The 22,795-nt window shown below is 66.8% G+C and carries 22 protein-coding genes and 1 tRNA gene; 9 read left to right on the forward strand and 14 right to left on the reverse strand.

Going from position 1 to position 22,795, the window contains the following annotated elements; genetic code table 11:
* Positions 1-133 precede the first annotated feature (133 nt).
* Genes LOC59_RS13645 through LOC59_RS13665 form a run of 5 tightly spaced genes read left to right on the forward strand, consistent with a single transcriptional unit; the run spans position 134 to position 5,080 of the window.
* On the forward strand, positions 134-1,858 hold the full coding sequence (locus LOC59_RS13645; RefSeq protein WP_229972603.1) for an MFS transporter: 1,725 nt from the start codon (positions 134-136) through the stop codon (positions 1,856-1,858).
* A gap of 37 nt (positions 1,859-1,895) precedes the next feature.
* Positions 1,896-3,068, forward strand: coding sequence for a cytochrome P450 (locus tag LOC59_RS13650; protein WP_229972605.1), 1,173 nt, complete (start codon positions 1,896-1,898; stop codon positions 3,066-3,068).
* Positions 3,065-3,256, forward strand: coding sequence for a ferredoxin (locus LOC59_RS13655; RefSeq protein WP_227896087.1), 192 nt, complete (start codon positions 3,065-3,067; stop codon positions 3,254-3,256). The genes LOC59_RS13650 and LOC59_RS13655 overlap by 4 nt, the downstream gene beginning before the upstream one ends.
* On the forward strand, positions 3,253-4,413 hold the full coding sequence (locus LOC59_RS13660) for an NAD(P)/FAD-dependent oxidoreductase (RefSeq protein WP_229972607.1): 1,161 nt from the start codon (positions 3,253-3,255) through the stop codon (positions 4,411-4,413). The genes LOC59_RS13655 and LOC59_RS13660 overlap by 4 nt, the downstream gene beginning before the upstream one ends.
* A 52-nt stretch (positions 4,414-4,465) precedes the next feature.
* Complete coding sequence (locus LOC59_RS13665) at positions 4,466-5,080, forward strand: TetR/AcrR family transcriptional regulator (RefSeq protein ID WP_229972608.1); 615 nt, start codon at positions 4,466-4,468, stop codon at positions 5,078-5,080.
* 107 nt (positions 5,081-5,187) lie between these two features.
* On the opposite strand, the gene LOC59_RS13670 is transcribed toward LOC59_RS13665, so the two are convergent.
* From LOC59_RS13670 to LOC59_RS13700, 7 genes are all read right to left on the reverse strand, one after another.
* On the reverse strand, positions 5,188-6,711 hold the full coding sequence (locus tag LOC59_RS13670; RefSeq protein ID WP_229972610.1) for a GMC family oxidoreductase: 1,524 nt from the start codon (positions 6,709-6,711) through the stop codon (positions 5,188-5,190).
* Between the two features lie 43 nt (positions 6,712-6,754).
* Positions 6,755-8,179, reverse strand: a complete 1,425-nt coding sequence (locus tag LOC59_RS13675) for an aldehyde dehydrogenase family protein (RefSeq protein ID WP_229972612.1) — start codon at positions 8,177-8,179, stop codon at positions 6,755-6,757.
* Positions 8,180-8,300: 121 nt separating this feature from the next.
* The gene (locus tag LOC59_RS13680; RefSeq protein WP_229972614.1) at positions 8,301-9,260 is read right to left on the reverse strand and encodes a helix-turn-helix domain-containing protein; all 960 of its coding nucleotides are present in this window, start codon (positions 9,258-9,260) and stop codon (positions 8,301-8,303) included.
* Positions 9,261-9,333: 73 nt separating this feature from the next.
* Positions 9,334-10,347: an NAD(P)-dependent alcohol dehydrogenase gene (locus LOC59_RS13685; RefSeq protein WP_229972616.1), complete on the reverse strand. Its 1,014-nt coding sequence runs from the start codon at positions 10,345-10,347 to the stop codon at positions 9,334-9,336.
* Positions 10,344-11,237, reverse strand: a complete 894-nt coding sequence (locus LOC59_RS13690; protein ID WP_423721792.1) for a carbohydrate ABC transporter permease — start codon at positions 11,235-11,237, stop codon at positions 10,344-10,346. The genes LOC59_RS13685 and LOC59_RS13690 overlap by 4 nt, the downstream gene beginning before the upstream one ends.
* Positions 11,238-11,239: 2 nt before the next feature.
* Positions 11,240-12,115: a carbohydrate ABC transporter permease gene (locus LOC59_RS13695; protein ID WP_331460470.1), complete on the reverse strand. Its 876-nt coding sequence runs from the start codon at positions 12,113-12,115 to the stop codon at positions 11,240-11,242.
* Positions 12,116-12,183: 68 nt separating this feature from the next.
* Entirely contained in the window at positions 12,184-13,563 is a 1,380-nt protein-coding gene (locus LOC59_RS13700; protein ID WP_229972618.1) for an ABC transporter substrate-binding protein, read from the reverse strand.
* A 194-nt stretch (positions 13,564-13,757) separates the two neighbouring features.
* Between LOC59_RS13700 and LOC59_RS13705 the strand changes: the two genes are divergently transcribed.
* The 3 genes from LOC59_RS13705 to LOC59_RS13715 all read left to right on the forward strand — a co-directional run bounded on the left by LOC59_RS13705 (position 13,758) and on the right by LOC59_RS13715 (position 16,348).
* On the forward strand, positions 13,758-14,648 hold the full coding sequence (locus LOC59_RS13705; RefSeq protein ID WP_229972620.1) for a sugar-binding transcriptional regulator: 891 nt from the start codon (positions 13,758-13,760) through the stop codon (positions 14,646-14,648).
* Positions 14,649-14,703: 55 nt separating this feature from the next.
* A tRNA-Met gene (locus tag LOC59_RS13710) sits at positions 14,704-14,780 on the forward strand.
* A gap of 164 nt (positions 14,781-14,944) precedes the next feature.
* Positions 14,945-16,348, forward strand: a complete 1,404-nt coding sequence (locus tag LOC59_RS13715; protein ID WP_229972628.1) for an APC family permease — start codon at positions 14,945-14,947, stop codon at positions 16,346-16,348.
* Here the strand turns inward: LOC59_RS13715 and LOC59_RS13720 are convergent.
* The 3 genes from LOC59_RS13720 to pstS form a co-directional block, all read right to left on the reverse strand.
* Positions 16,345-17,841, reverse strand: a complete 1,497-nt coding sequence (locus tag LOC59_RS13720; RefSeq protein ID WP_229972629.1) for a mannitol dehydrogenase family protein — start codon at positions 17,839-17,841, stop codon at positions 16,345-16,347. The genes LOC59_RS13715 and LOC59_RS13720 overlap by 4 nt on opposite strands.
* A 96-nt stretch (positions 17,842-17,937) precedes the next feature.
* Positions 17,938-18,138 (reverse strand): hypothetical protein, encoded by a 201-nt coding sequence (locus LOC59_RS13725; protein ID WP_227896098.1) that lies wholly within the window; start codon positions 18,136-18,138, stop codon positions 17,938-17,940.
* A gap of 167 nt (positions 18,139-18,305) precedes the next feature.
* Complete coding sequence (gene pstS, locus LOC59_RS13730; protein ID WP_229972631.1) at positions 18,306-19,421, reverse strand: phosphate ABC transporter substrate-binding protein PstS; 1,116 nt, start codon at positions 19,419-19,421, stop codon at positions 18,306-18,308.
* A 241-nt stretch (positions 19,422-19,662) separates the two neighbouring features.
* On the opposite strand from pstS, the gene LOC59_RS13735 reads away from it, so the two are divergent.
* Positions 19,663-20,046 (forward strand): DUF1304 domain-containing protein, encoded by a 384-nt coding sequence (locus tag LOC59_RS13735; RefSeq protein WP_227896100.1) that lies wholly within the window; start codon positions 19,663-19,665, stop codon positions 20,044-20,046.
* A gap of 40 nt (positions 20,047-20,086) precedes the next feature.
* On the opposite strand, the gene LOC59_RS13740 is transcribed toward LOC59_RS13735, so the two are convergent.
* From LOC59_RS13740 to LOC59_RS13755, 4 genes are read right to left on the reverse strand one after another with little or no spacing between them, the layout of a single operon-like run.
* Complete coding sequence (locus LOC59_RS13740; RefSeq protein ID WP_229972633.1) at positions 20,087-20,995, reverse strand: DNA-3-methyladenine glycosylase family protein; 909 nt, start codon at positions 20,993-20,995, stop codon at positions 20,087-20,089.
* Positions 20,992-21,678 (reverse strand): alpha-ketoglutarate-dependent dioxygenase AlkB family protein, encoded by a 687-nt coding sequence (locus tag LOC59_RS13745; protein WP_229972635.1) that lies wholly within the window; start codon positions 21,676-21,678, stop codon positions 20,992-20,994. The genes LOC59_RS13740 and LOC59_RS13745 overlap by 4 nt, the downstream gene beginning before the upstream one ends.
* Entirely contained in the window at positions 21,675-22,283 is a 609-nt protein-coding gene (locus tag LOC59_RS13750) for a methylated-DNA--[protein]-cysteine S-methyltransferase (protein WP_229972637.1), read from the reverse strand. Before LOC59_RS13750 ends, LOC59_RS13745 begins: the two co-directional genes overlap by 4 nt.
* Entirely contained in the window at positions 22,280-22,753 is a 474-nt protein-coding gene (locus tag LOC59_RS13755) for an RNA polymerase sigma factor (RefSeq protein ID WP_423721798.1), read from the reverse strand. Before LOC59_RS13755 ends, LOC59_RS13750 begins: the two co-directional genes overlap by 4 nt.
* Between the last annotated feature and the right edge of the window lie 42 nt (positions 22,754-22,795).

Raw genomic sequence — 22,795 nt, forward strand, 5'->3', positions numbered from 1 at the left:
TTCAATGCGTTTGTGACGCAGTCGCACTGTTGTTGCTATTGACACGCTGTAAAGGTTCACCCACACTGTCTCCTGTGACGCCGGTCACCGACACCCCCTCCGTCTGACCACACGAAACGAAGGAGTTTCAGCGATGAGCCAGAACATGCCGACGGCGGGTGGTGGCTCCGTTCGGGCAACCTTCCTTGCCGCCTACAGTGCCGTCACCCTCGCCCAGATGACCAACGCACTGCCCGGAGCCCTGAACGGCACGTTTGCGGCCGAGTTCCACACCTCGGGCGCCGGACTGACCTGGATCGCCGGGGTCTTTATGATCGGCGTCGTTGTATTTGAACTCAGCTGGGGCGTCCTCGGAGACCTCTTTGGCCGGAAGAAGCTGCTGCTCGCCGGGGCAGGGCTGACCATCGCCGGAGCCGTGCTCGCTGCGCTGGCGCCGGTGACCGGCGTAATGATTGCCGCCCAGGCTATTGGCGGCATCGGCGCCGGCATCCTGTTCCCCATTTCCCTCTCGATGATCGCCGCCATCACCCCGGACCCGCGGGCCCGCGCCAAGGTGATCGCCACCTGGGCAGGCTTCCTCTCCCTGGGCGCCGTTATCTCCCCGGTGCTGGCCGGGCTGACTTCGCAGCTCTTCACCATTCCGGGCGCGACCCCCGGCGACCCCAATATCTACAGCGGCTGGCGGGTGGCCTACTTCGTAGCCGCCGGACTGGCAGCGGTGCTGCTGCTGCTCTCACTGAAGGCCCAGGACTCTGCGGCTCCGCAGGGCCGCAAGCTGGACCTTCCCGGCCAGGCAACCCTGGCCCTGGGGCTGATCGCCGCCCTGTTCGCAACGGTCACCGCCGTGGATTCCGGCTTCGGCGCACCGGTGGTGATCGCGGCCTACGTTGCAGGGGCCCTGCTGCTGGGTCTGTTCATCCTGATCGAGTCCCGCACCCCGCAGCCTCTCATCCACCTGTCCCTGTTCAAGAACCGGGCCTATTCGATCACCGGCATCGTGGCCGTGACCGGCATGTTCGCCTTCCTGGCCGTCTGCTTCAGCACCTCCGTGGCCGTCGGCGGCCTGGCGCTCACCGAAACCTGGAAGGTCGGCGTACTGTTCGTCTTCATCCAGGGACCCGCGTTCATCTTCATCCCCGTGGTGGGCTGGCTTATCCACCACGCTGCCCCGCGCTGGGTGCTCACCGCAGGCTTCGCGCTGATGGCCGCCGCCGGGTACTGGCTCTCCGGGTTCTCCCTGGGCACGCCCGAAGCGTTCGGCGGCACGCCCTGGACGGCGTTCATCCCGCCGCTGGCCCTGCTGGGCACCGGTTTCGCGCTGACCGTTGGATCCGTCACCGCCGTCGCCATCAACACCGTGGCACCGCAGGAAATCGGCATGGCCTCAGCCACCACCAACCTGCTGCGGGACCTGGGCTTCGCACTCGGTCCGGTCATCGGCTCCGCCATCGCCTTCAGCGTCGGCGCTTCCCTCTTCGCCGCCCCGCTGGCCGGGATCCTCGGCGGCGCCGGCCTCCCCGCCGAAGCAGCGGAAGGACTCTCCCAGATCCCTCCGCTCGCCTTCCTCTCCGGCTGGCCGGACGTGATTGCCGGCTTCACCGGCCAGGCCGCGGCGTCCGGAGCACCGCAGGCAGCCGTGGACAGCATGGTCCAGGCCCTGAACGGCGCCCAGCCCGCCATCCAGGGAGCGGCCGGCTCCTCGCTGGGCCAGGGCTTCCAGACCGTCTACCTGGTAGCAGGCATCACCGCGACCATCTCCGCCATCCTGACGCTCTTCGTCCCGGGCCGGTCCTCCTCCGCCCCGGCGCCCGGCACCGAGACTCCTGCCGCAGCCGCAACCGTGCCCGCCGGCAGCTGACCCACACTCCCCCACCACCACCGAAGGAGACTCTGCCGTGAACACACGCGCTGAATCTGATATCGACATCTGGGACGACGCAGTCCTGCTGGATCCCTACCCGGCCTACACCGCGCTGCGCGAGCAGGCGGGCGTGGTTTACCTGCCGAAGAACGACCTGTACGTCCTGACCCGCTATGACATCATCCGGGACGCGCTGAATGACCCGGAGACCTTTTCCTCCACCTCCATGGGATTCAATCCCATGGTCAACGAAGCCCTGCAGGGGACGTCCCTGGCCTCGGATCCGCCCGTGCACACGCAGCTGCGCGCCACGCTCTCCGAAAACCTGACCCCGCGTGCCCTGCGCGGACTGAAAGTCGTCATCGATGAGAAGGCGGAAAAGCTGGTGGCCGAGCTGGTCGCCGGCGGCAGCTTCGAAGCCATCGATGCGCTGGCGCGGGCCTTCCCGCTGGAAATCGTGGCCGACCTGATCGGCTTCACCGGCGGAGTGAAGGAGAACATGCTCCGCTGGGGGCAGGCCGCCATGCAGGTCCTTGGCCCGCTGAACCAGCGCACCCAGGAGAACTTCCCCATTGCCGGGGAGCTCTACGGCTGGTGCGCCTCCGTGACTGCGGAGGACCTGGCACCGGGGTCGATTGGCCGCGGCATTTTCGACGCCGAAGCACGCGGCGACATTCCCGCCGGCACCGCCGGGCACATCATCCACCAGTACCTCGGTGCGGGGGTGGACACCACGATCGCTGCGATCGGCAACGCCGTCGCGCTCTTTGGCCGGCACCCCGAACAGCTGGCGCTGCTCCGGGAGAACCCGGACCTGGTCTCCTCTGCGTTCGCCGAGGTGCTGCGGTTCTGGGCGCCCATCCATGTGTGGGGACGGACCGCCACCCGGGATACCGAGGTTGACGGAACGCTGATCCCGGCCGGAGCGCAGCTGGGCATCCTGTTCGGCGCCGGCAACCACGACCCGCGGCATTACGAAGACCCTGACACCTTCGATATCACCCGGAATCCGGTGGACCACCTCTCCTTTGGTTACGGCCCCCACGGCTGCGCCGGCCAGGGCCTGGCCCGGCTGGAAGGCCACGCCATCATCAGTGCGCTGGGCCGCCAAGTCGCGGAAATCCAGCTGGGTGACGAGGTCCGGATTCCGAGCAACATCACCCGCAGCATTGAGGAACTGCCGGTCATCAAGGTGGTGGCGGCATGAGGATCGAACTGGACCGTCCGCGCTGCGAAGGCCACGGACTGTGCGAAGAAGCAGCCCCGGAGCTCATGCACCTGGACGATGACGGCGAACTGGTGATCGACGTCCCGGACGTCGAGGGAGCGGACCTCGCGGCTGCGAACGCCGCCGTGCGCATCTGCCCCGTGGCCGCCCTCCGGCTGGCATCGTGACGCTGCGCCGCATCGTCGTCGTCGGCAACGGCATTGCGGGCCTGACCGCCTGTGATGCGCTCCGCTCCGGCGGATTCGACGGCGGCCTCACGGTCGTGGGTGCCGAGAAACACCAGCCGTACAGCCGGCCGGCGCTGTCCAAGGCACTGCTGCACGGCGACGACCAGCTCAGCGCCCACCAGCTGCCGGACCCGTCCCATGGGGCGGAGGAAATCCTCGGTGTTGCCGCTGCCGGGATCGACGTCCAGACACGCCGGGTGCGCCTGGACGACGGGACCGAGCTGCCCTACGACGGACTGGTGATTGCATCCGGATCCCGTGCGCGGCGGCTGGGCGGGGCGGACTCACCCGAGCTCACGCTGCGCACGATCGAGGATGCCGTCGCCCTGAAGGACCGTGTGGCTGCGGGAAATCCCAGCGTGATCGTGGTGGGCGGCGGTGCCCTGGGCATGGAAATAGCCTCCGGTGCGCTGCACCAGGGATGCCGGGTCACACTGGTTTCCGACGTGCAGCCGCTGACCCGGCAGCTGGGCAGCCACCTCTCCGGCGTTTTTATTGACGCTGCCCGGCGGCAGGGCCTGCGCTTCGTCACCGCGGGGAAGGCCCGGCTCGCCGGGACTGCGCAGGCTCCCGCCGTCGCGCTCCAGGACGGGGTAGTGCTGGGCGCCGACGTTGTGGTCAGCGCTGTTGGTGATGAGCCGAACACGGCCTGGCTCGAAGGGTCGGGCGTGCTCACCGGAGGACGCCTGCTGGCGGACAGCCGAGGGCGGGTACGCCCGGGGATTGTGGCAGCGGGCGACGTCGCTGCCTTCCCCTCCGGCAGCGGGTACGCCCGGGTGCCGCTGTGGACCAGCGCCATCGAGCAGGCCAAGACCGCTGCGCTGGGCCTGCTGCACGGGGATGCCGCACCCGAGCTGTCCTTCCAGCCGTACTTCTGGACCGAGGGATTCGGCCTCTCCCTGAAGGCCGTGGGGCCAACCCCCGTGGACGGTGCTCCGGACTTCCACGAGACCGGTCCCGCGGAGCATTCGGCACTGATGCGCTGGGAGCATCCGGACGGCTCCGGAACGGCGGTGGCAGTCAATTACCGCATCCCGGTTCCACGCCTGCGCCGCCTGGCCAATACAGGCGCCGCGGCACCGGTTCCGGCAAACTGATGAAGCGGGACGCCTGCGGTTGCAGGCATCCCGCTTCAGTTAGGGTTATTCCATGTCGTCGCTGAGAGAAGCCCAGAAACAACTCACGCGGGACACCATCGTGGAACGGGCCCTGGAGCAGTTCACCACCAAGGGCTACGCGTCCACCACCATCGACGAGATCGCCTCTGCTGCAGGCACCACCCGGGTCACGTTCTACGCCTACTATCCTTCGCGCACGGACCTCATGCGGGAGTTCATGGGCCGGGTCAATTCATTCCTGGACCGGGCCAGCGGACCGGACAGCACGTCCACTGCTTCGGACCTGGTGGACGTGGTCCGTGAAGGCGAGCTCTCCGGTATCCGCGCCTGGCTGGAATCGCGCGCTGCGCTCTGGCCGGTGTTCCGCCCCTACCTCGACGTCCTGGACGAGGCTGCGGCCGTGGACCCCGAGGTCCGGACCATGGTGGAGGCCTGGCATGAGGAAGTCATTTCGGACATCGTCGCGGGGATGCAGCAGGCCGGACGTTTCCCTGAGGAAACACACCACGTCCGCGGTTCGCTCGCGTACACGCAGCTGGACTACGTCGCCACACTGTGGACCCGCCGCAAGCTGGAACCGAACCGCGAGCACGCGATCGAGGTCCTGGCGGACAGCTGGTACCACCTGCTCTGCGACGAACGCTGATCTGCAGAACTCGGCAACTTCTACCGTCGCTCCGCGTCCCCAGGACCCGCCGAAAGGCCAGTTACGGCCGGTTTCAACGCTCAAACCAGCCGTAACTGCCCTCTCGGCTAGGCCAGGATCATCCCCGCAGCACGTTCAGCGATCATGACCGTGGGGGCGTTGGTGTTTCCGGTGGTCACGAGCGGCATAACCGAAGCATCGGCGATTCGAATTCCGGAGAGCCCGCGCACCCGCAGGTCAGCGGGATCGACGACGGCCAGGTCATCGGTTCCCATCCGGCAGGTGCCAACCTGGTGGTGGTAGGTGACCACGGAATCGCGCACGTACCGGGCCAGATCCTCATCACTGTCCGACACCGCCGGTCCGGGATGCAGTTCCTTCGGTTCCCACCCGGCCAGCGCCTCAGTGCGGCCAATTTCCCGGCACTGCCGGACGCTGGCCACCAGAGCGTCGACGTCGGCCTGTTCACTAAGCGCACCGAGGTCGATCCGGAGCGGATCTTCCGGAGCAGGTCCGGTAAGGGTGATTTCCCCGCGGCTGGCCGGACGCACCAGTCCGCCGAGCATGGAGAAGCCGTTTGCAGGTCCGGTCATTTCCCCCAGGCCGTAGTCCTGGGAGTACATGGGCACGGAGAAGAAGATGGGCTGTGTGTCGGGCACCGGCAGGTCCGGCCGGGACTTGGCGAAAAAGTGCACTTCCGCCGGGGCCACCTCGCCGTCGGGCACCTCGCGGGCGCCGGTGGAGAAGATCACCGGAGCGAGCAGATGGTCCTGCAGGTTCTTGCCCACCCCGGGCAGGTCCAGGACCGGTTCGACGCCGATTTCCGCCAGCTCCGCAGCCGGTCCAATTCCCGAACGCAGGAGCAGTTCGGCGGAATTAATAGCCCCGGCGCACAGGATGGTCTCCCCTGCCCGCACGGTGCGGAGTTCGCCGTCGTACTCGAATTCAACGCCGGTGACCGAGCCGTCCTCAACGATCAGCCTCCGCACGTGGGCACCCGTCACCAAAGTCAGGTTCGGATGGTCCATGACGGGCTTGAGATAGGCGTGCCAGGTGTTGAACCGCTTGCCGTCCCGGACGTTCAGCTGCATCCGGGAGACGCCCGCAACGCTGCCCGAGTTGTAGTCCGGGTTTAGCGGAAGGCCAATTTCCTGTGCCCCGGCCAGCATGTCTTCCTGGACCGGATTGCGGGGGAAGTCCTGGACTACGTCCAGCAGGCCGTCAGTGCCGCGCGTATCGGAAGCACCGCCGTCGAAGTTCTCAATCTGCTTGAACACCGGAAGCACGTCTTCCCAGGACCAGCCTGCACAGCCTGCTTCGGCCCAGGAATCATAATCCCAGCGGTCGCCCCGGACCCAAATGGAGGCGTTCAGAGCGTGCGATCCGCCCATCACCTTCCCGCGAGGCAGGTGCATGCGGCGCCCCGATGCACCGGCCTGCTCAGTGGTGTAGTAATTCCAGTCCTGCGGGCTGTGCCAGAGCGCGCCGAGGGTGTTCAGGTGGGCGATGTCGGGATTGATGTCCTGGTCCCCCGCTTCGAGGACAGTGACCTGCTTGCCGGCGTCGAGGAGCCGGCGGGCCACAACATTGCCGGCTGACCCGGCGCCAATCACAAGGTATTCGGTTTCCATGTGCTGCTTCATTGCTTTCGTTCGTTCGTTCGCTGGAAGGGGTTCAGTAGCTGAGGACCTGCGGGGCGCCGAGGCCCTTGAGCCCTTCGACGCCGAACTCGAGCCCGTATCCCGACTGCTTGGCGCCGCCGAACGGCATCCGCGGGTCCACGGCGCCGTGCTTGTTGATCCAGACGGTGCCGGCTTCGATCCGCGCGGCGACGGCCAGGGCCGCATCCTTGTCCGAGGACCACACCGACGCCCCCAGGCCAACATCCAGCCCGTTGGCCATTTCCACGGCCTCCTCCACGGAGGAGTACTTGATGATTGGCAGCGCCGGGCCGAACTGCTCCTGCACCACCAGCGGATTGTCATTGTCAATGTCCGCCACCAGCGTGGCCGGGTAGAAATACCCGGGCTGGTCCGTCTGCGGGTTGCCGCCGGTGACGATCCGCGCGCCGGCATCCTTCGCAGCCTGCACCAAGTCGGCAACAATCTGGAACTGGGCCTTGTTCTGCAGCGGGCCCAGGACATTGTTTTCGTCCAGGCCGACGCCCATGGGCATGGCCGCGGCCACCTTGGCCAATGCGTCGACGACGGCGTCGTAAATGTCCTCGTGCACATAGAGGCGCTTCAGCGCCGCGCAGGTCTGGCCGGTGTTGATGAACGCACCCCAGAACAGGTCCTCGGCGATCGCGGCGGGATCGGCGTCGGGCAGCACAATACCGGCGTCGTTGCCGCCGAGCTCCAGGGTCAGCCGCTTCACGGTGTCCGCGGAGGAGCGGATGATCGCCTTGCCTGTGGCTGTGGAGCCGGTGAACATCACCTTGTCGATGTCCGGATGTCCAGCGAGGGCCTCCCCTACGTCCCGTCCGCCGGAGACTACGTGCAGCACGTCAGCCGGCAGCGCCTGGTTCAGCACTGCGGCAAGGGCCAGGACGGAGAGCGGGGTGTATTCGGAGGGCTTCATCACCACGGTGTTGCCCATGCGCAGGGAGGGCGCCAGCTGCCAGACGCTGATCATCATCGGCCAGTTCCACGGGCCAATCGCCCCCACAACGCCGAGCGGGCGGTAGTGCAGTTCGGCGCGGCCGCCCTCGTCATCCACCAGCACTTCGGGTTCCAGTTCGAACGACGCCGTGGCGCGCAGCCAGGCAGCGCAGGCGCCCACTTCGAAGCGTGCGTTCGGGCCGTTCAGGGGCTTGCCCTGCTCCCGGGACAGCAGTTCGGCGAGCCCTTCGGCGGCGGACTCCACGGCGTCCGCGGCCTTGAAGAGGAACGCGGAGCGTTCGGCGTGGCCGAGGGCCGCCCAGGACGGCTGCGCTGCGCGGGCCGCGGCAACGGACTGTTCCAGGTCATCGACGGTGTGGATGGGAGCTGCGGCCACCACCTCACCGGTGGCGGGATCAAGGATATCCCGGGACTCTCCGGCGGCGGCGATGGCGGCCAGCAGGTCCTGGTAGCTGGTGAGGGATTCGGTGGTGTGCATGATTGCTCCTTTGCAACGGCGGGACGGATCACTGCTCCCACTGTGCGCCAGATCACTATTGTTCTGCTTGGCTTTGCGCGTGCGGCAATTGTCTTCCCGTGCACGGATGCCCGGGCGCGGCTCAGCGGCCGGAGCGGTACGCCGACGGTGACTGCCCGTAGGCGGCGCGGAAGACACGGCTGAAATGTGCCGGGTCCGGCAGTCCCCACCGGGCGCCAATCGCCCCGACCGGAACGCCGGCCTGCAGCGGGTCGGCGAGGTCCCGGCGGGCGCCGTCCAGGCGGCGCGCACGGATCCACGCTGCAGCTGTGGTGCCCGAGTCTTCGAAGAGCTTGTGCAGGCTGCGAACAGACATGAAATGGGCGGCCGCAATGTATCCCGGTGACAGGTCCGGGTTGGCGAGCTGGCCGTCAATGAAGTGCTGCACACGGCGCAGCAGGCGTTCCTGGCCGCCGGCTTCCGTGTCCGGGAGGGCATGGGCCTCGTCGGCGAGCAGGGTGGAGAGCAGGTCCACCGTGTTCATGGCCAGCCGGTGCCCGATTGGGCCGTCCAGTTCCGGGAGCATTCGCCCGATCTGGGTCAGGAAGGGGACGACGGCGCGGCCCAGCCGGTGCCCGCGGCCCAGGCGCACGGCGGTCATCTCTGCCATGTCCTCCGGGGCGAGCCCGAGCAGCTGCTTCGGGAACATCAGCACCAGTGTGGTGAACTGCTTGTCGAAGCTCAGGGTGTAGGGGGTGCCGGTGTCGTAGATGGCCAGGTCACCTGGTTCCAGCACCGCCTCCCGGCCGTCCTGGAGCAGGATGCCGCGGCCGGAAAGCTGCAGGCTGAGCTTGTAGAAGCCGCCATCGGCGCCGTTGATCAGTTCGGGTGTGCGCTCCACGCAGTGCGCCATGGCGTCAACCTGCACAATGGCCAGTTCACGCAGCCGGCGGCCGGTCAGCCGGCCGGAGAAAACAGTGTCCCCGGGGTGGACGGGGGAGGCCTCCAGCGGCACGAAGGAGTCCGAGACGATTTTTTTCCACTCCGGAAAGCTCGAGGCGTGAGCGGTGTCCGGCGCTGCTGCTTTCACTGCCTGGGCCATGCCTGTCCTCCCCGGTGAGTCTGGCGCATTTGAGGTTGAACCTATCACCGGCGGCGGGATTGGGGCGGCCTCGTTACGGCGTGACGACTGCCTTCAGCGCACCGTCCCGGGCCCCGGCAACTAGCGCGGCCTCGACGTCGTCAAGCCCGTGCCGCGAGGTGACCAGGCCGTCCAGGTCGATGAGCCCGCGGGACGCGATTTCCACGGCGAGCGGCCAGGTGTTGGCGTACCGGAAGGTCCCGGTGATGAGCAGTTCCCTGCCCTGGATGAGCGGAACGGGGACCGCGATGGTGTCCGACCCCATCCCCACGAGGACGCAGCGGCCGCGGGGAGCAAGGCGGGACAGCCCGGACAGGACGGCGGATTCCGCCCCGGTGGCATCGATGAAGACCTGGTATTCCGGAGCCGGAACAGGCGCGCCTGCTGCCGTAAAAGTGCCGGAAGCCCCGTAGCGCCGGGCCTGCTCCAGCCTTTCCGCGCGGACGTCCGTCAGCGTGACCTCCGCCCCCGCCAGCGAGCATACGGCGGAAACGAGCAGCCCAATGGGCCCTGCGCCCGCAACCAGCACCCGGTTTCCGAGCTGCACCTTCCCGGCGGCTCGGGCAGCCAGCGCAACGCCCAGCGGCTCGAGAAGTGCAGCGGCGTCGTCGGACACGTGCTCCGGAACCGGGTGGCTGAAAGCCGCCGGGTGCACCGCGTACTCGCTGAAGACGCCGTCCACCGGCGGAGTGGCGAAGAAGCGGACCCCAGGGTCCAGGTTGTAGTGCCCGGAAAGCGTCTCGGCGGAGTACGGCTGCGGGATCCCCGGCTCCAGCGAGACCCGGGTGCCAACCCGGGCGGGGTCGACGCCGTCGCCCACTGCTTCCACGCGCCCGGACGCCTCATGGCCCAGAACCAGCGGCGATTCCACCACGTAGGGCCCGATCCGTCCCTCGCGGTAGTAATGCGTGTCCGAACCGCAGACCCCCACGGAAGCGATCCGCACCAGGACTTCACCCGGGCCCGGCACGGGCACGGGCCGCTCCTCTAGCCGGAGCTTGCCCGGAGTATCGAGTACGGAAACGCGCATGGTCGAAGGCAGGCTCACTTGACCGCACCCATCGACAGGCCGCGGACCAGCTGTTTCTGGGCAACCCAGCCGGCAATGACCACGGGCAGGGACGCCAGCACCGATGCCGCGGAGAGCTGGGCCAGGTACAGTCCTTCACTCGTCATCTGCGAGACCAGGAACACCGGGACGGTGGAGGATTTCGCGGCGGTGAGGTTCAGCGCGAAGAAGAACTCGTTCCAAGCGAAGATCACGCAGATCAGTGCGGTTGCGGCGAGCCCGGGCGCAACCATGGGCATCAGCACCCGCCACAGGGTCTTCAGCAGCCCGGCGCCGTCCATCTGCGCCGCTTCGAGCACCTCCGAAGGGACCTCCTGGAAGAAGGAGCGCATCATCCACACCGCGATTGGCAGGTTCATGGACGTGTACAGGACCACCAGGGTCCAAATGTTGTCCAGGACCTTCAGCTGCCCGGCGATGACGTAGATCGGCATGATCACGGCCACCACCGGCAGCATCTTCGTGGAAATGAAGAAGAACAGCACGTCCTGGGTCTTCTTCACCGGCCGGATGGACAGGGCGTAGGACGCCGGAACGGCCATGACCACCACCAGCAGGGTGGAGACGCCGGTCGCGATGAGCGAGTTCACGAAATAGGTGCCGGCGCCGGCGTCGAGCACCGCCCGGTACTGGTCCAGGGTGGGGGTGAAGAAGAACGACGGCGGGTTGGAGGCGGCCGCCGATTCCTGTTTGAAGGAAGTCAGCACCATCCACAGCACCGGTGAGAAGAACGCGATGGCCAGGATCCAGGTCAGCGTGGTCAGCAGGGAGGCGCCGGCGCGGGGCTTGCGCTTGCGGCGCGGCGCGGACGAAGTACCGGTGGTGGAAGGCGTGCGTTCGGCCGGAGCCGGTTGTATCTGCGTGGCCACGGCTAGTCCTTTGTGTCGAAGCTGCGGAAGATCAGGCGGAGGGCGAAGGTGGCAACGATAATCGTGGCAATCACGACCACCACGCCCATGGCGGCAGCCTGGCCGATGTCGAAGCCGAGGAACGCCCGCTGGTAGATGTAGAACGGCAGGTTGGCGCTGGCCGTCCCCGGACCGCCGGCCGTCATGAGATAGATCTGGTCGAACGTGTTCACCACATAGATGGCTCCGAGGAGGACACCCAGTTCTATGTAGCGGCGGAGCTGGGGAAGGGTCACCGAGATGAACGTGCGCCACCATCCGGCGCCGTCCACCTGCGCTGCTTCCAGCACGTCCTTGGGCTGTGCCTGCAGTCCGGCCAGGACCAGCAGCATCATGAAGGGCGTCCACTGCCAAACCAGAGCCATCAGGATCGAGGCGATGGGATGGGCGGAGGTCCAGTCCACCGGCGGGATGCCGACCAGCCCGATCAGCCAGTTCAGCAGCCCGTAGCTCGGGTTCAGGATGGAGACGGACCACAGCAGTGAGCTGGCCACCGGCATGATCAGGAACGGTGTGATCAGCAGGGTCCTCACGATTCCCCGGCCGGCGAAGGAGCGGTCCAGCAGCAGAGCGAAGACGATCCCCAGGATCATGGCGAAGAAGACGCAGCCCACCGTGAAGATCACGCTGTTCAGTGCCGCCTGCCGGAAGGTGGAGTCAGCGAAGATCTCGATGTAGTTGGAGAACCAGACGAACCGGTCACCCTCGGGATTGAGCAGGTTCCAGTTCTGCAGCGAATACCAGATGGTGAACAGGAACGGGACCTGCGTAACGATCAGCGTGAAGATGAGCGCCGGCAGCAGCGGCCCGCGCCGCCGCCACCCTTCGGCCCGCGACATTCCCCCGGCCTGGCGGTGTGCGACGTCGCGGCGGGCTTTTTGGTTATGCCGCTCGAGAAGTGTGGCCATCAGCTCTCTCCTGACTGGTAGCTCTCCGCGACGGTTTGGGCGTAGCGCTGGGACTGTTCAAGGGCTTCCTCTACGGTTTTCTGGCCCGCGATGGCCGCGGAAATCTGCTGTGCCACCCGGGTTCCCAGGTCCTGGAATTCGGGGATGCCGACGAACTGCAGTCCGGGATACGGAACTGGTGCTGCCATCGAGGTGTCCTGGGAAGCACCGGCCATCGCACTCAGGGTTGGTTCGGCGTAAGCCTGGGCGACCTCGGCGTATTCGGGGATCTCGTAGGTGGAGAGCCTGCTGCCGGGCGGAACACGTTCCCAGCTGATCTCTTCTCCCACCAGCTCGATGTACTCCTTGTTGGTCATCCAGGACACGAAGTCCCAGGCGGCGTCCTTCTCCTCACTGGTTGAGGGGATGGCGAGCGACCAGCTGTAGAGCCACCCGGCGGACTCGGTCTCCTGCACGGGAGCGGGTGCATAGCCCGTTTTCCCGACGACCAGGGACGACGCCGGGTCCTCGACTGAGGACACCATGGCCGTGGCGTCGTACCACATCGCCGCGTTGCCCTGCGAGTATCTCGTGAGGCAGTCGCCGTAGCCGCTGGTGGCAGCGCCGGGCTGGCCTGAGTTCCGCACCAGGTCCACGTAGTCGGTCACGGCCGCCTCAACCTCAGGGGAGTCAAGAGTGGCGTTCCAGTCTTCGTCGAACCAGCCGCCGCCGTAGGTGTTCATCATGGTGCTCAGCGGAGCCATGACTTCGCCCCAGCCCGCCAGCCCGCGCAGGCAGATCCCGGAGAAATCCTCGTCCGGCCTGTGGAGTTTTTCGGCGAAACCGGCAATGTCATCCCACGTTGGCTTCTCCGGCATGGTCAGCCCGGCTTCTTCGAACAGGTCCTCGCGGTAGGCCAGGAAGGAAGACTCACCGTAGAAGGGCACCGAGTACAGGTCCCCCTCATAGCTAAGGGCCTCGCGGATATTGGGGATGAAGTCGTCCGGATCGTAGCCCTGCGTGCCCTCGGCGTAGTCCTGGAGGTTGGTCAGCCAGCCGTTTTCCGCCCACATGGGGGTCTCATAATTGGAGACCATGACGACGTCGAATTCCCCGCCGCCGGTGGCGACGGAGGCGGTAATCTTGGCGCGTGCCTCATTCTCGGGCAGCGACACGAACCGGACGTCTATGTTCGGATGCTCTTCCTTGAAGCGGTCCTGCAGCGAGATCGCGTCGGTCATCTGCGGGTTGGAAACGATCGCCACCACGATTTCCTGACGCCCGTCAGCGCTGTCTCCGGCGCAGCCGGTGAGGACCAGTGCCAGCGACGCTGCGGCAGCTGCAACCCCCTTACCGAAACGGCGGCTGCGGCCCGGTGGCCTGCTGCGTTGTGATCTCATCCGGTCCCTCTGCTCATTTGAGATTTCTCGAGCGCTCATTTGGGGAGTGACTCTAGTCAGATAGGATCAAATGAGCAACAATGAGTTGCTCATTCGGGAACAGGCAGGGTCGAATTATTACCGGAACAGGCAGGTCCCACGAGGAACTCCTGGCCAGGATTGGCCGGGACTATTACGTCCATAACCACTCCAAAGTGGAGATTGCCCGGAGTTACGGGATTTCACGCTTTCAGGTGGCCCGTTACCTGGATGAAGCACGGGCGCTGGGCATCGTGCACATCGATGTCCGCTTCCCCTCCACCGCCACGGACCTGGACCCTGCCCGCCTGGCTTCCTCACTCGGCGTCGAGCATGTCCGGATCACACCGACGGGCCAGGATGACCGCGCCACCCGCGATGCCATGGCCCGCGGCGCTGCTGCGGAACTGGCCTCGACTGCCTTCCCCGGAGCCACCGTGGGCATCTCCTGGTCCCGGACGCTGGATCTGGCGGCGCAGCACGTGACCAGCCTGCCGCCCTGCGACGTGGTGCAGCTGACCGGAGCCCTGCCTGTTCCAGGCAGCGGCAATTCGCTGGAACTGATCCAGGGACTGGGCAGGCACGACGGCGTGAGGACCTGGCCGCTCTGGGCGCCCCTTGTGGTCGAGAACAAGCAGACGGCAGACAGCCTTCGGCGCCAGCCGGAGATCGCAGACACCCTGAGGAAGGCGGACACCCTGGACGCGGCCGTCGTCGCCGTCGGGGCCTGGATGCCGGGACTGTCGACCGTCTGGAACCGGGTGGACAACCGTCTTAGGCTGGAATCTGCCCGCGCCGGCGCCGTGGCTGAATGCTCGGGGCGACTGCTGGACGCTTCAGGCAATCCGGTGGACTCAGAACTCGACGAGCGGGTGCTGGCGGTAACCGTGGCCCAGCTGCAGCACACCCCCAAGGTAGTGGCGGTGGCCCAGGGTGCAGCGCGCGCCGAAGCCGTGCGGGCCGTCCTGGCCGCTGGGTTCGTGACCACCCTGCTGATTGACGAAGAACTTGCCATTGCCCTCTCCGGCACCGCCGGGCGTGATCCGGAAGCCGCCGCAAAGAGGTGACGGGGACCACGAAATTAGCAGCTCCGGCAGGCGTACGGTAGAGTTCTAAGCACGACGCGGGGTGGAGCAGTTCGGTAGCTCGCTGGGCTCATAACCCAGAGGTCGCAAGTTCAAATCTTGCCCCCGCAACCAATAAGAAGGTCCTGGTCCGGTTTTCCGGACCGGGACCTTCTGCTTTTCCCGCCACCGGCCGGACACCGTGTGTGACACGCGTGTGACGGGGCCAACCCGGCGGTTTTACTAATATCGGCTCTGTGCTGGCTGGAGATAGATCGGCCACAGAGCTAAGGAAACCGTTGGAAACCACTCTCACCCGCAGGCTTGGCGTGCCCGGAATCGTCCTGATGGTCGTCGCCGCTGCGGCCCCCATCACCGTTGTTGCGGCTAACTTCCCCCTCATCCTCACCGTATCCGAATCAGTCGGCATGCCCCTGATGGTGCTGGCCGCCACGGCCATCCTGCTGCTGTTCTCGGTCGGCTACGCCTGGATGACCCCTCACGTGCCGGATGCCGGTGCCTTCTACTCCTACGTCGACCGGGGGCTCGGCCGCCGGGCCGGGCTCGGCACTGCAGGGCTGGCGCTCTTCGCCTACGTCCTGCTTACGGTCTCGATGACCTGCTACCTGGGCGTGCAGGCAGGAAACCTGGTTGAGCTCTGGACCGGGGTCCAGGTTCCCTGGTGGGCGATCTCGGCTGCCATGATCGCCGTCGTTGGCTTCCTGGGCTACCGGGACATTAACCTTTCCGCCAAGGTGCTGGGGACCGTCCTGGTCCTGGAAGTTGCCGCCGTCCTGGCCATCGACCTCGGCGTGCTCTTCTCCGGCCGGGAACTCAGCTCCGTCCCGTTCAGTCCGGCCGAAGCCATGTCCGGTGCGCCGGGCCTGGGCCTGCTGTTCGCCTTCCTCGGCTTCTTCGGCTTCGAGGCGACTGCGGTGTTCCGCAACGAGGCCAAGGATCCGGAGCGCACCGTCCCCCGGGCCACCTACATCGCTGTCCTCTCCATCGGCGCCCTGTACATCCTCTCCTCCTGGCTGATCATCAGCGGCCTCGGGGCCGGCAATGCCGTGGCCCTGGCCACGGACAGCCCTGACAGCGTGGTAGTCGGCTTCGCCGGGGAAATCCTCGCCCCGATCATGACGGACATCGTCCAGGTCCTGGTGGTGACGAGCATGTTCGCCTGCATGCTGGCCTTCCACAACATCGTCTCGCGCTACCTCTTCACGCTGGGCCAGCGCGGGGTGCTGCCGCCCGGTCTGGCTGCTGTCCACCCCGCCCACCGGGCACCCTCCCGTGCCTCCTTCTGGGTTACCGGCGTGACCGCCGCCGTCGTGCTGGTCTCCGCCGTCGCCCAACTGGATCCGGTCCTGGAGATCTACACCTGGTACTCCGGCGCAGGGGCCATCGGCGTGATCGTCATGATGACCCTGACCAGCTTCGCGATTGTAGGCTTCGGTACGCGCGGCGGCGGAGTGTCCGCTCCCGGCATGGTGCGGGCTGCGGCAGTGGCCGGCGGGATCGGCCTGCTCGGTGTGCTGGCACTCTCTCTCTGGAACTTCCCGTTCCTAGTCGGCGGCAACCTCGCTGCCATCATCTGGGGTGCGGCCCTCGTACTCGTCTTCGTGCTGGCCGCTGCCCTGCCGGCCAGCACCCGCCCGGCGCCGGATGACACACCGGAACCGGCGGACGCCTCCCGGCGCTAGCTGCCTTCCCGGTTCCCAGGCCCGCGGACGAGTTCCTCGACCGCAGCCCGGGCGCCGGCGTCGTGCAGGGAGGCCAGGGCCCGTGTGTAGGCCTGGACAAAACGGTCATTCGAGGCGAGGTCCCCGAAGAGCTCGGGCTGGGACACAAAGGCCAGCGGATCTTCACGGTTCCGGGCAGCGGCGGTCATCAGCGGCCCGCGCAGGCGGTCCACCACGGTGATCGGCTCATCCTGCTCATCAGTTCCCTCGTCATAGCGTGCCCAGCTGGCCACGATTGCCGCGGACCGGTGAATCTCGCCGCCGGCCTCGAGGTTCTCGCGGATGACGGGCAGCAGCCACTTGGGGATCCGGTCGGAGCTTTCGGCGCAGAGCCGGGCCAGGGTATCGCGGACATGCTCGTTGGAGAAACGTTCAATCAGTTTGTGCCGGTATTCATCCAGGTCCACACCGGGCAGCGGCTTGAGCGTGGGCGTGGCCTCGCGCTCCATGTAATCCAGCAGGAACCGGGCAAAGACCGGATCCTGGCAGACCTCGTGGGCGTAGCGGTAGCCGGCCAGGTACCCGAAGTAGCAAAGACCCTGGTGGCTTGCGTTGAGCAGGCGCAGCTTCATGAGTTCGTAGGGCTCGACGTCGTCCACCACCTGCACGCCGGCATCTTCGAACGGCGGCCGGCCCAGCGGAAAATGGTCTTCCAGGACCCACTGTTCGAAGTCCTCGCTGACCACCGGCCAGGCATCCTCTATGCCGAAGTCCTCCGCGACCATGGCCCGGTCCGCATCCGTGGTGACGGGGGTGATCCGGTCCACCATCGAGTTGGGAAAAGCCACGTTGGCCCGCATCCACTCCCCCAGTTTCGGGTCGCGGAGGTCCGCGAAGGCGGTGAACATCCTGCGGGCTACGTCTCCGTTGCCCTGGATGTTGTCGCAGGACATCACGGTGAACGGCGGTACGCCTGCATCCCGGCGTCGGGCGAGCGCCTCGGTGACCAGCCCGAAAACGGTTGCCGGAACGGCTCCAGGAGCCAGGTCCGCCTGCACGTCCGGGGTGTCGGCGTCGAAATCCCCGGTGACGTGGTGGAAGTTGTATCCGCCTTCGGTGATGGTCAGGGAAACGATCCGGATCTGCGGGGAGGCCATCTTCGCGATGACGGCTTCCGGATCCTCCGGTACCAGCAGGTATTCAGTGATGGAACCGATCACCCGGCCTTCGCGGGTGCCGTCCGGGTTTTTCAGCACCAGGGTGTACAGGCAGTCCTGGGCATCCATGACGGACTTCATCGCCGCATCGGCGGGCAGCACTCCGACGCCGCAGATACCCCAGTCAAGGGCCTTTCCGGCGTTCATCAGCCGGTCCAGGTACATGGCCTGATGGGCACGGTGGAAACCGCCGACACCAAAATGGACAATCCCGGTGCTCACCTGCGAACGGTCGTACTGCGGGGCGGACAGGGCCCGGGGAAGGCTCGCCAGGGACGCCGTGCTGAGCTTGCTCATGAGTCACACCTGTCGGAAGAACGGATAGGTGCGGCTCAATTTATCATGTGAGCGCAGCAGTTCTACTCAAATGAGCGGGCTCAGGTGCCGCAGACGCTAATCGACCAGTTCGGACTGCGTCTCGATGAAGTCCCAGTCCCGCATATCCAGGATGGGATCGATGACCGGGCCGCCCGCTTCGGCGATCCGGTCCTGAATTTTGTTGGGAATACCGTCCTGCCGCAGGTTCTCCCTAAGCCACTGCTTAGCCGTGGTGTCGAGGTACGGCCACCACCGTTCGATCTTGATGGGCTGCATGTCCTGCCCCTTTCCTTCACGGTAGGTCCACGGTGCCACCGGTCCCCAGAGCGCGCAAGAGGCGTGCCGAAGACCGCCCGCGGCGGACTGTAAAGGCAGCGGCGACCTGAACTGCCGCCGGGATGAACCCCCTTGTCAGAGGGGTAGGTTCAGGCTTCGCCGAACGGCTAGGGAAGCGTGGTGATGCTCTCGATGGAAGCCCGTGCGTCTTCTGCGAGGGTCGGCGGGATGGGCGCGCTCTTGGCGGCGTCGGCCGATGCCTGCTGGCCTTCATCGCTGATCACGTACTGGCCGAAGGTCTTGACGAGCTCAACCGTGTCCGCATCCTCGTAGCCGCTGCAGAAGATCTGGTAGGACACCAGAATCAGCGGGTAGGCTCCGGGCGCCGTCGTCGTGCGGTCAAGGTGCAGGGCAATGTCATGCTCGCCGCGTCCGGGCACACGGGTGCTCTGCTCGACGGCGATCGCCGCACCCTCGGCGCTGATGGGGACGTACTCTTCACCGACCTTGAGATTGACGGTACCCAGGGATTCATCCACTACCGAGTCATCCGAGTAGGCCACGGCACCCTCGGTCCGGGTAACGGTGCTGATGACGCCGGCGCTGCCCTGAGCGTTTTCGCCGCCGAGGCCGCCGGGCCAGGAACCGGACGGATCCGTGGGCCACGCTTCGGGGGCCGCCTCATGCAGATACTCGGTGAAGTTTTCGGTGGTACCGGAATCGTCCGCGCGGCTCACGGCCGTGATCCGGGTGGCGGGCAGCTGTACTCCGGGGTTCTGGCCTGCGATTGCCGGATCGTTCCAGGCGTCGATTTCGCCGCGGAAGATTTTCGCGATGGTGACCGCGTCGAGATTCAGCGTGTCGATGCCGGGAAGGTTGAACGCCACTGCAATGGGGGAGATGTAGGCGGGAATATCCAGGGCGCCGTCCGGTCCGCAGACTTTCCGGGCCTCCTCCAGTTCCTCGTCCTGGAGATAGGCGTCCGATCCGGCGAACTGCACGGCACCGGCCAGGAGTGCGTTGCGTCCGGCGCCCGAGCCATCCGGCGAGTACTGGACCTGGACCTTGGGATGCAGCACGCGGAAGCCGCCGATCCAGGCATCCATGGCAGGGCCCTGTGCCGTGGACCCGGAACCGGAGATGATCCCCTCCAGCTTGGAGGTGCTGTTTTCCGCGGCTTTGCGCTGTTCCTCACCCAGGGGGTAGTCAGAACCGCAGGCAGAAAGCGCCAGCGCTGCGGCGGCGGCTACTGCCAGGGCACGAAGGGAACGGGAACTGCGCACGGTGGGGTGCTCCTTTGGGGGAAAGCGGCATCAGGCGGCCCGGAGTTCAATGCCTTGGAATCGGCACGTCCGGTTGCAACTTCAAGGCTAGCCGCCGATTAGTCCCCACCGCCAACTGGGAGCTGCCCCTGCCCTTGGCTGCCCCTGAAGGTAGTGGAAGGATGGGCTCACTCCGGACCACAGCGCGGCCACGAAGGCGGAATCGCCCAGGTGCCCCCGGTCCCTGCCCCAAGGGGGTTCAATGCTGGTTGCTGCAGCGATACTGACCGTGGTTTCCGCCGCCGTGCACTTCTATTTCTTCTTCCTGGAATCCCTGCGCTGGACCGCAGCCGAGACCATGGGTGTGTACGGAATCACTTCTGAGCAGGACGCGGAAACCACCCAGCCGCTGGCCTACACGCAGGGCTTCTACAACCTGTTCCTGGGGGTGGGTGCTGTCCTGGGGGTCCTGCTCATCGGCGTCGGCAATCCCGCAGCCGGACTGACCCTGATGAGCTTCTCCACCGCCTGCATGGTCCTGGCCTCGGTGGTGCTGCTGGCCGGCCGGTGGCCGCTGGGGCGGATTGCCCTCATCCGCGGGATTCCGGCGCTGCTGGCGCTGCTTCTCACCCTCATTGGCGCGTAACCCTGCCATCGCGCCGGGATAGACAGGCGGCAGGCGGGCGCTAGGCGGGTGCGGGGACGACGTCGTACGCCGCCTCCGTCCACAGGTGGAACAAGGCATAGGCGCGCCAGGGCCGCCAGTCTTCGGCCAGACGTGATGCCTCCTTCGCGGTGGCGACCCCCAGGGCCCGCCGAAGGACCAGGTCCCCCGGAATGAACGCGTCCCGGTCCCCCGCAGCGCGGACTTCCAGGTAGTCCGCGGTCCAGGGTCCGATGCCGGGAAGGGCCAGCAGCGCCGGACGGACCGCCTGCCAGTCACTGTGCCGTCCCAGCTCCAGCCCGCCGGCTGCAGCTTCCGCAAGGGCATGGATGCTTCCCGCGCGGGCACCGGTGATCCGCACTGCCGCCTGCAGGTCAGCGGGCGCGACGGCGGCCAGTTCGCCCGGCGCGGGGAAGGTCCGGAGTCCGCCGGGGCCGGCGGTTCCATAGGCAGCGATCAGGCGGGCGGCAAAGGTACGGGCCGCAGCAAGCGACACCTGCTGCCCGAGGACGGTCAGCACCGCTGTCTCAAACCCGTCCACCGAACCGGGGATTCGGAGTCCGGGATAGCGTTCGACCAGCGGGGCCAGCCGGGGGAAGGCAGCCAGCGCGGTGTCTACGGCGTGCGTATCGGCGTCGAGGTCCAGCCAGCTGCGGACCGCACCAAGGCACCCTGCGTCGTTCTCCTGCCGGCCGCCGTTCAGGCTCACGGAGACCCCGTCCGGTGCACCGATGCCGATCTGCGCCAGCACCGGTCCGCCGGGGGCAGGCCACAGCCGGGTAAGGACTGCGCCCGACGGCGTCACCTCCACTGTTTCCAGCCCCGGCACGGCGTGGGCGGCCAGGCTGCGGACGAGCGGCTGCCACGGAAACGGGCCGGCCGCGGCCAGCACGTACATGCGGTCCGGCTCCCCCGCCTCCGCCGGGCTCATTCCATTCCCGTCATCCGGAGGGTGATGTTGATCCTGCCCTTGCTCAGTCCGGTCTCAGGATCGGCGGTCCCGGCCAGCGTTTTGGGCACCCCGTGGTACGCGAAACGGGAAGGACCGCCGAAGACGAACAGGTCACCGGAGGACAGCTCGATGTCGGTGTAGGGCCGGGTGCGCGTTTGTGTATTCCCAAAACGGAATATGCAGCTGTCACCGATGCTGAAGGACACCACCGGGGCCGAGGACTTTTCATCCTTGTCCTGGTGCATGCCCATATGCGCCCCTTCGGCGTAGTAGTTGATCAGGGCCGTATCCGGGGTGTAATCCTCGGGATCGATGATGTCCGGAGCGTAGCCCGGTTCCCCTTCAGTGCAGTAGGCGGCACGGATTGCCCGGCGGCCCAGCTCCACCAGCCAGCCAGGGACTTCGGCCACGCGGCCGCCGCCGGCGTCGTCGGCCGTACGCGTGTATTTATAGGGCTGCCAGTGCCAGCCAAGGCACACCGTCTGCACCGACATTTTGTGCCCGCCCGGCAGGACCGCCGAACGCATCGGGACGGGTCCAATGGCCCAGGCCCGGCAGGCCTCGACGATGCTGCGCTGCTGCTCGGCCGTCAACCAGCCCGGCACGTGGACCGCACCGGCGGACGGGGCGTTGCGTTCGCGCGGGAAGAGTTCGCCGCTCATGCGGCGGCCTCCATGGTGAGCAGGGTGCGCTTGGCGTCGCTGCCGCCAAGGTAGTTCCCGATTTTTCCGTCCGAGCGGACCACCCGGTGGCAGGGCACAACAACGGGCAGCGGATTCCGGGCGCAGGCGGTTCCGGCGGCACGGACGGCGCCCGGGTTCCCCGCGAGCACCGCCAGGGCAGCGTAGCTCGCGGTGGCACCGTAGCCGATGTCGGAGAGGTGTTCGATGACGGTGCGCCGGAAACCGGTGGCCAGGCGCAGGTCCAGCGCCAGATCGAAGGTTTTCCGCGAGCCGGCGAAGTACTCCCGGAGCTGGCGGACGGGTTCAACCAGGCGGGCGGCATCGGCCAGGATCCGCGGACTGACGCGGACAGCGAGCTCTGCCAGCACAGCGTCATGCCCTTCCACGGCGAAGCCGACCCGGACCAGCCCAGCCGGCGTTGCGGCGAGCAGCAGTCCCCCGACGGGTGAATCCATCACCGTGTAGGCAACATCGAGCAGGTCCTGTCCGGCGGCGTCGGCAGTGAGCCGGGCATGCAGCCTGGCCAGCGTCTCGCTCTCGGCCTCCGGCGCGTCCTGCGCGGCAGTTTCTGTTTCCAGGGTCATCGGAGGTCCTCCACATCCAGTGATCGGAGCTTCTTCATTCCATCAGCAGCGGACCGGCGGCAGGCCGCTTCAGTGCTCTCGAGCAGGAGCGCCACGTCCGCGAAGGGCAGCCCGGCCAGATGGTGGTAGGCCAGGGCTTCACGCTGGCGCTGCGGCAGCGTCCGCAGGGCGGCCCACAGCCCGTCGTGCTCTCCCGGTCCGGGGTCCGCGCCTCCCGCAGCTTCGGGGAGGTCAGGCACTGTGACCGGGCGCCGGGCAGCGGCCCGGCGGGAATCTATGGCCTTGCGCTTGGCGATTGTCACCAGCCAGGCCTGGACGTTGGCCGCGGGATCGAGCGAGGGATAGGCGCGCAGGGCGGAGAGGAACGTTTCCGACCAGGCGTCCTCCGCGTCGTCGGGCCCCAGTACGGCACGGCAGACCCGCAGCACGACGGCGCCGTGTTCCCTGACGATCGCTTCGAACGGTTTCACTTCCACATACTGTAAACGCGCGGCAGCTCTCTTTTGTGAGCC

Origin of the sequence: Arthrobacter sp. zg-Y916, from assembly GCF_020907385.1 — a bacterium.
Classification (GTDB): Bacteria; Actinomycetota; Actinomycetes; order Actinomycetales; family Micrococcaceae; genus Arthrobacter_B; species Arthrobacter_B caoxuetaonis.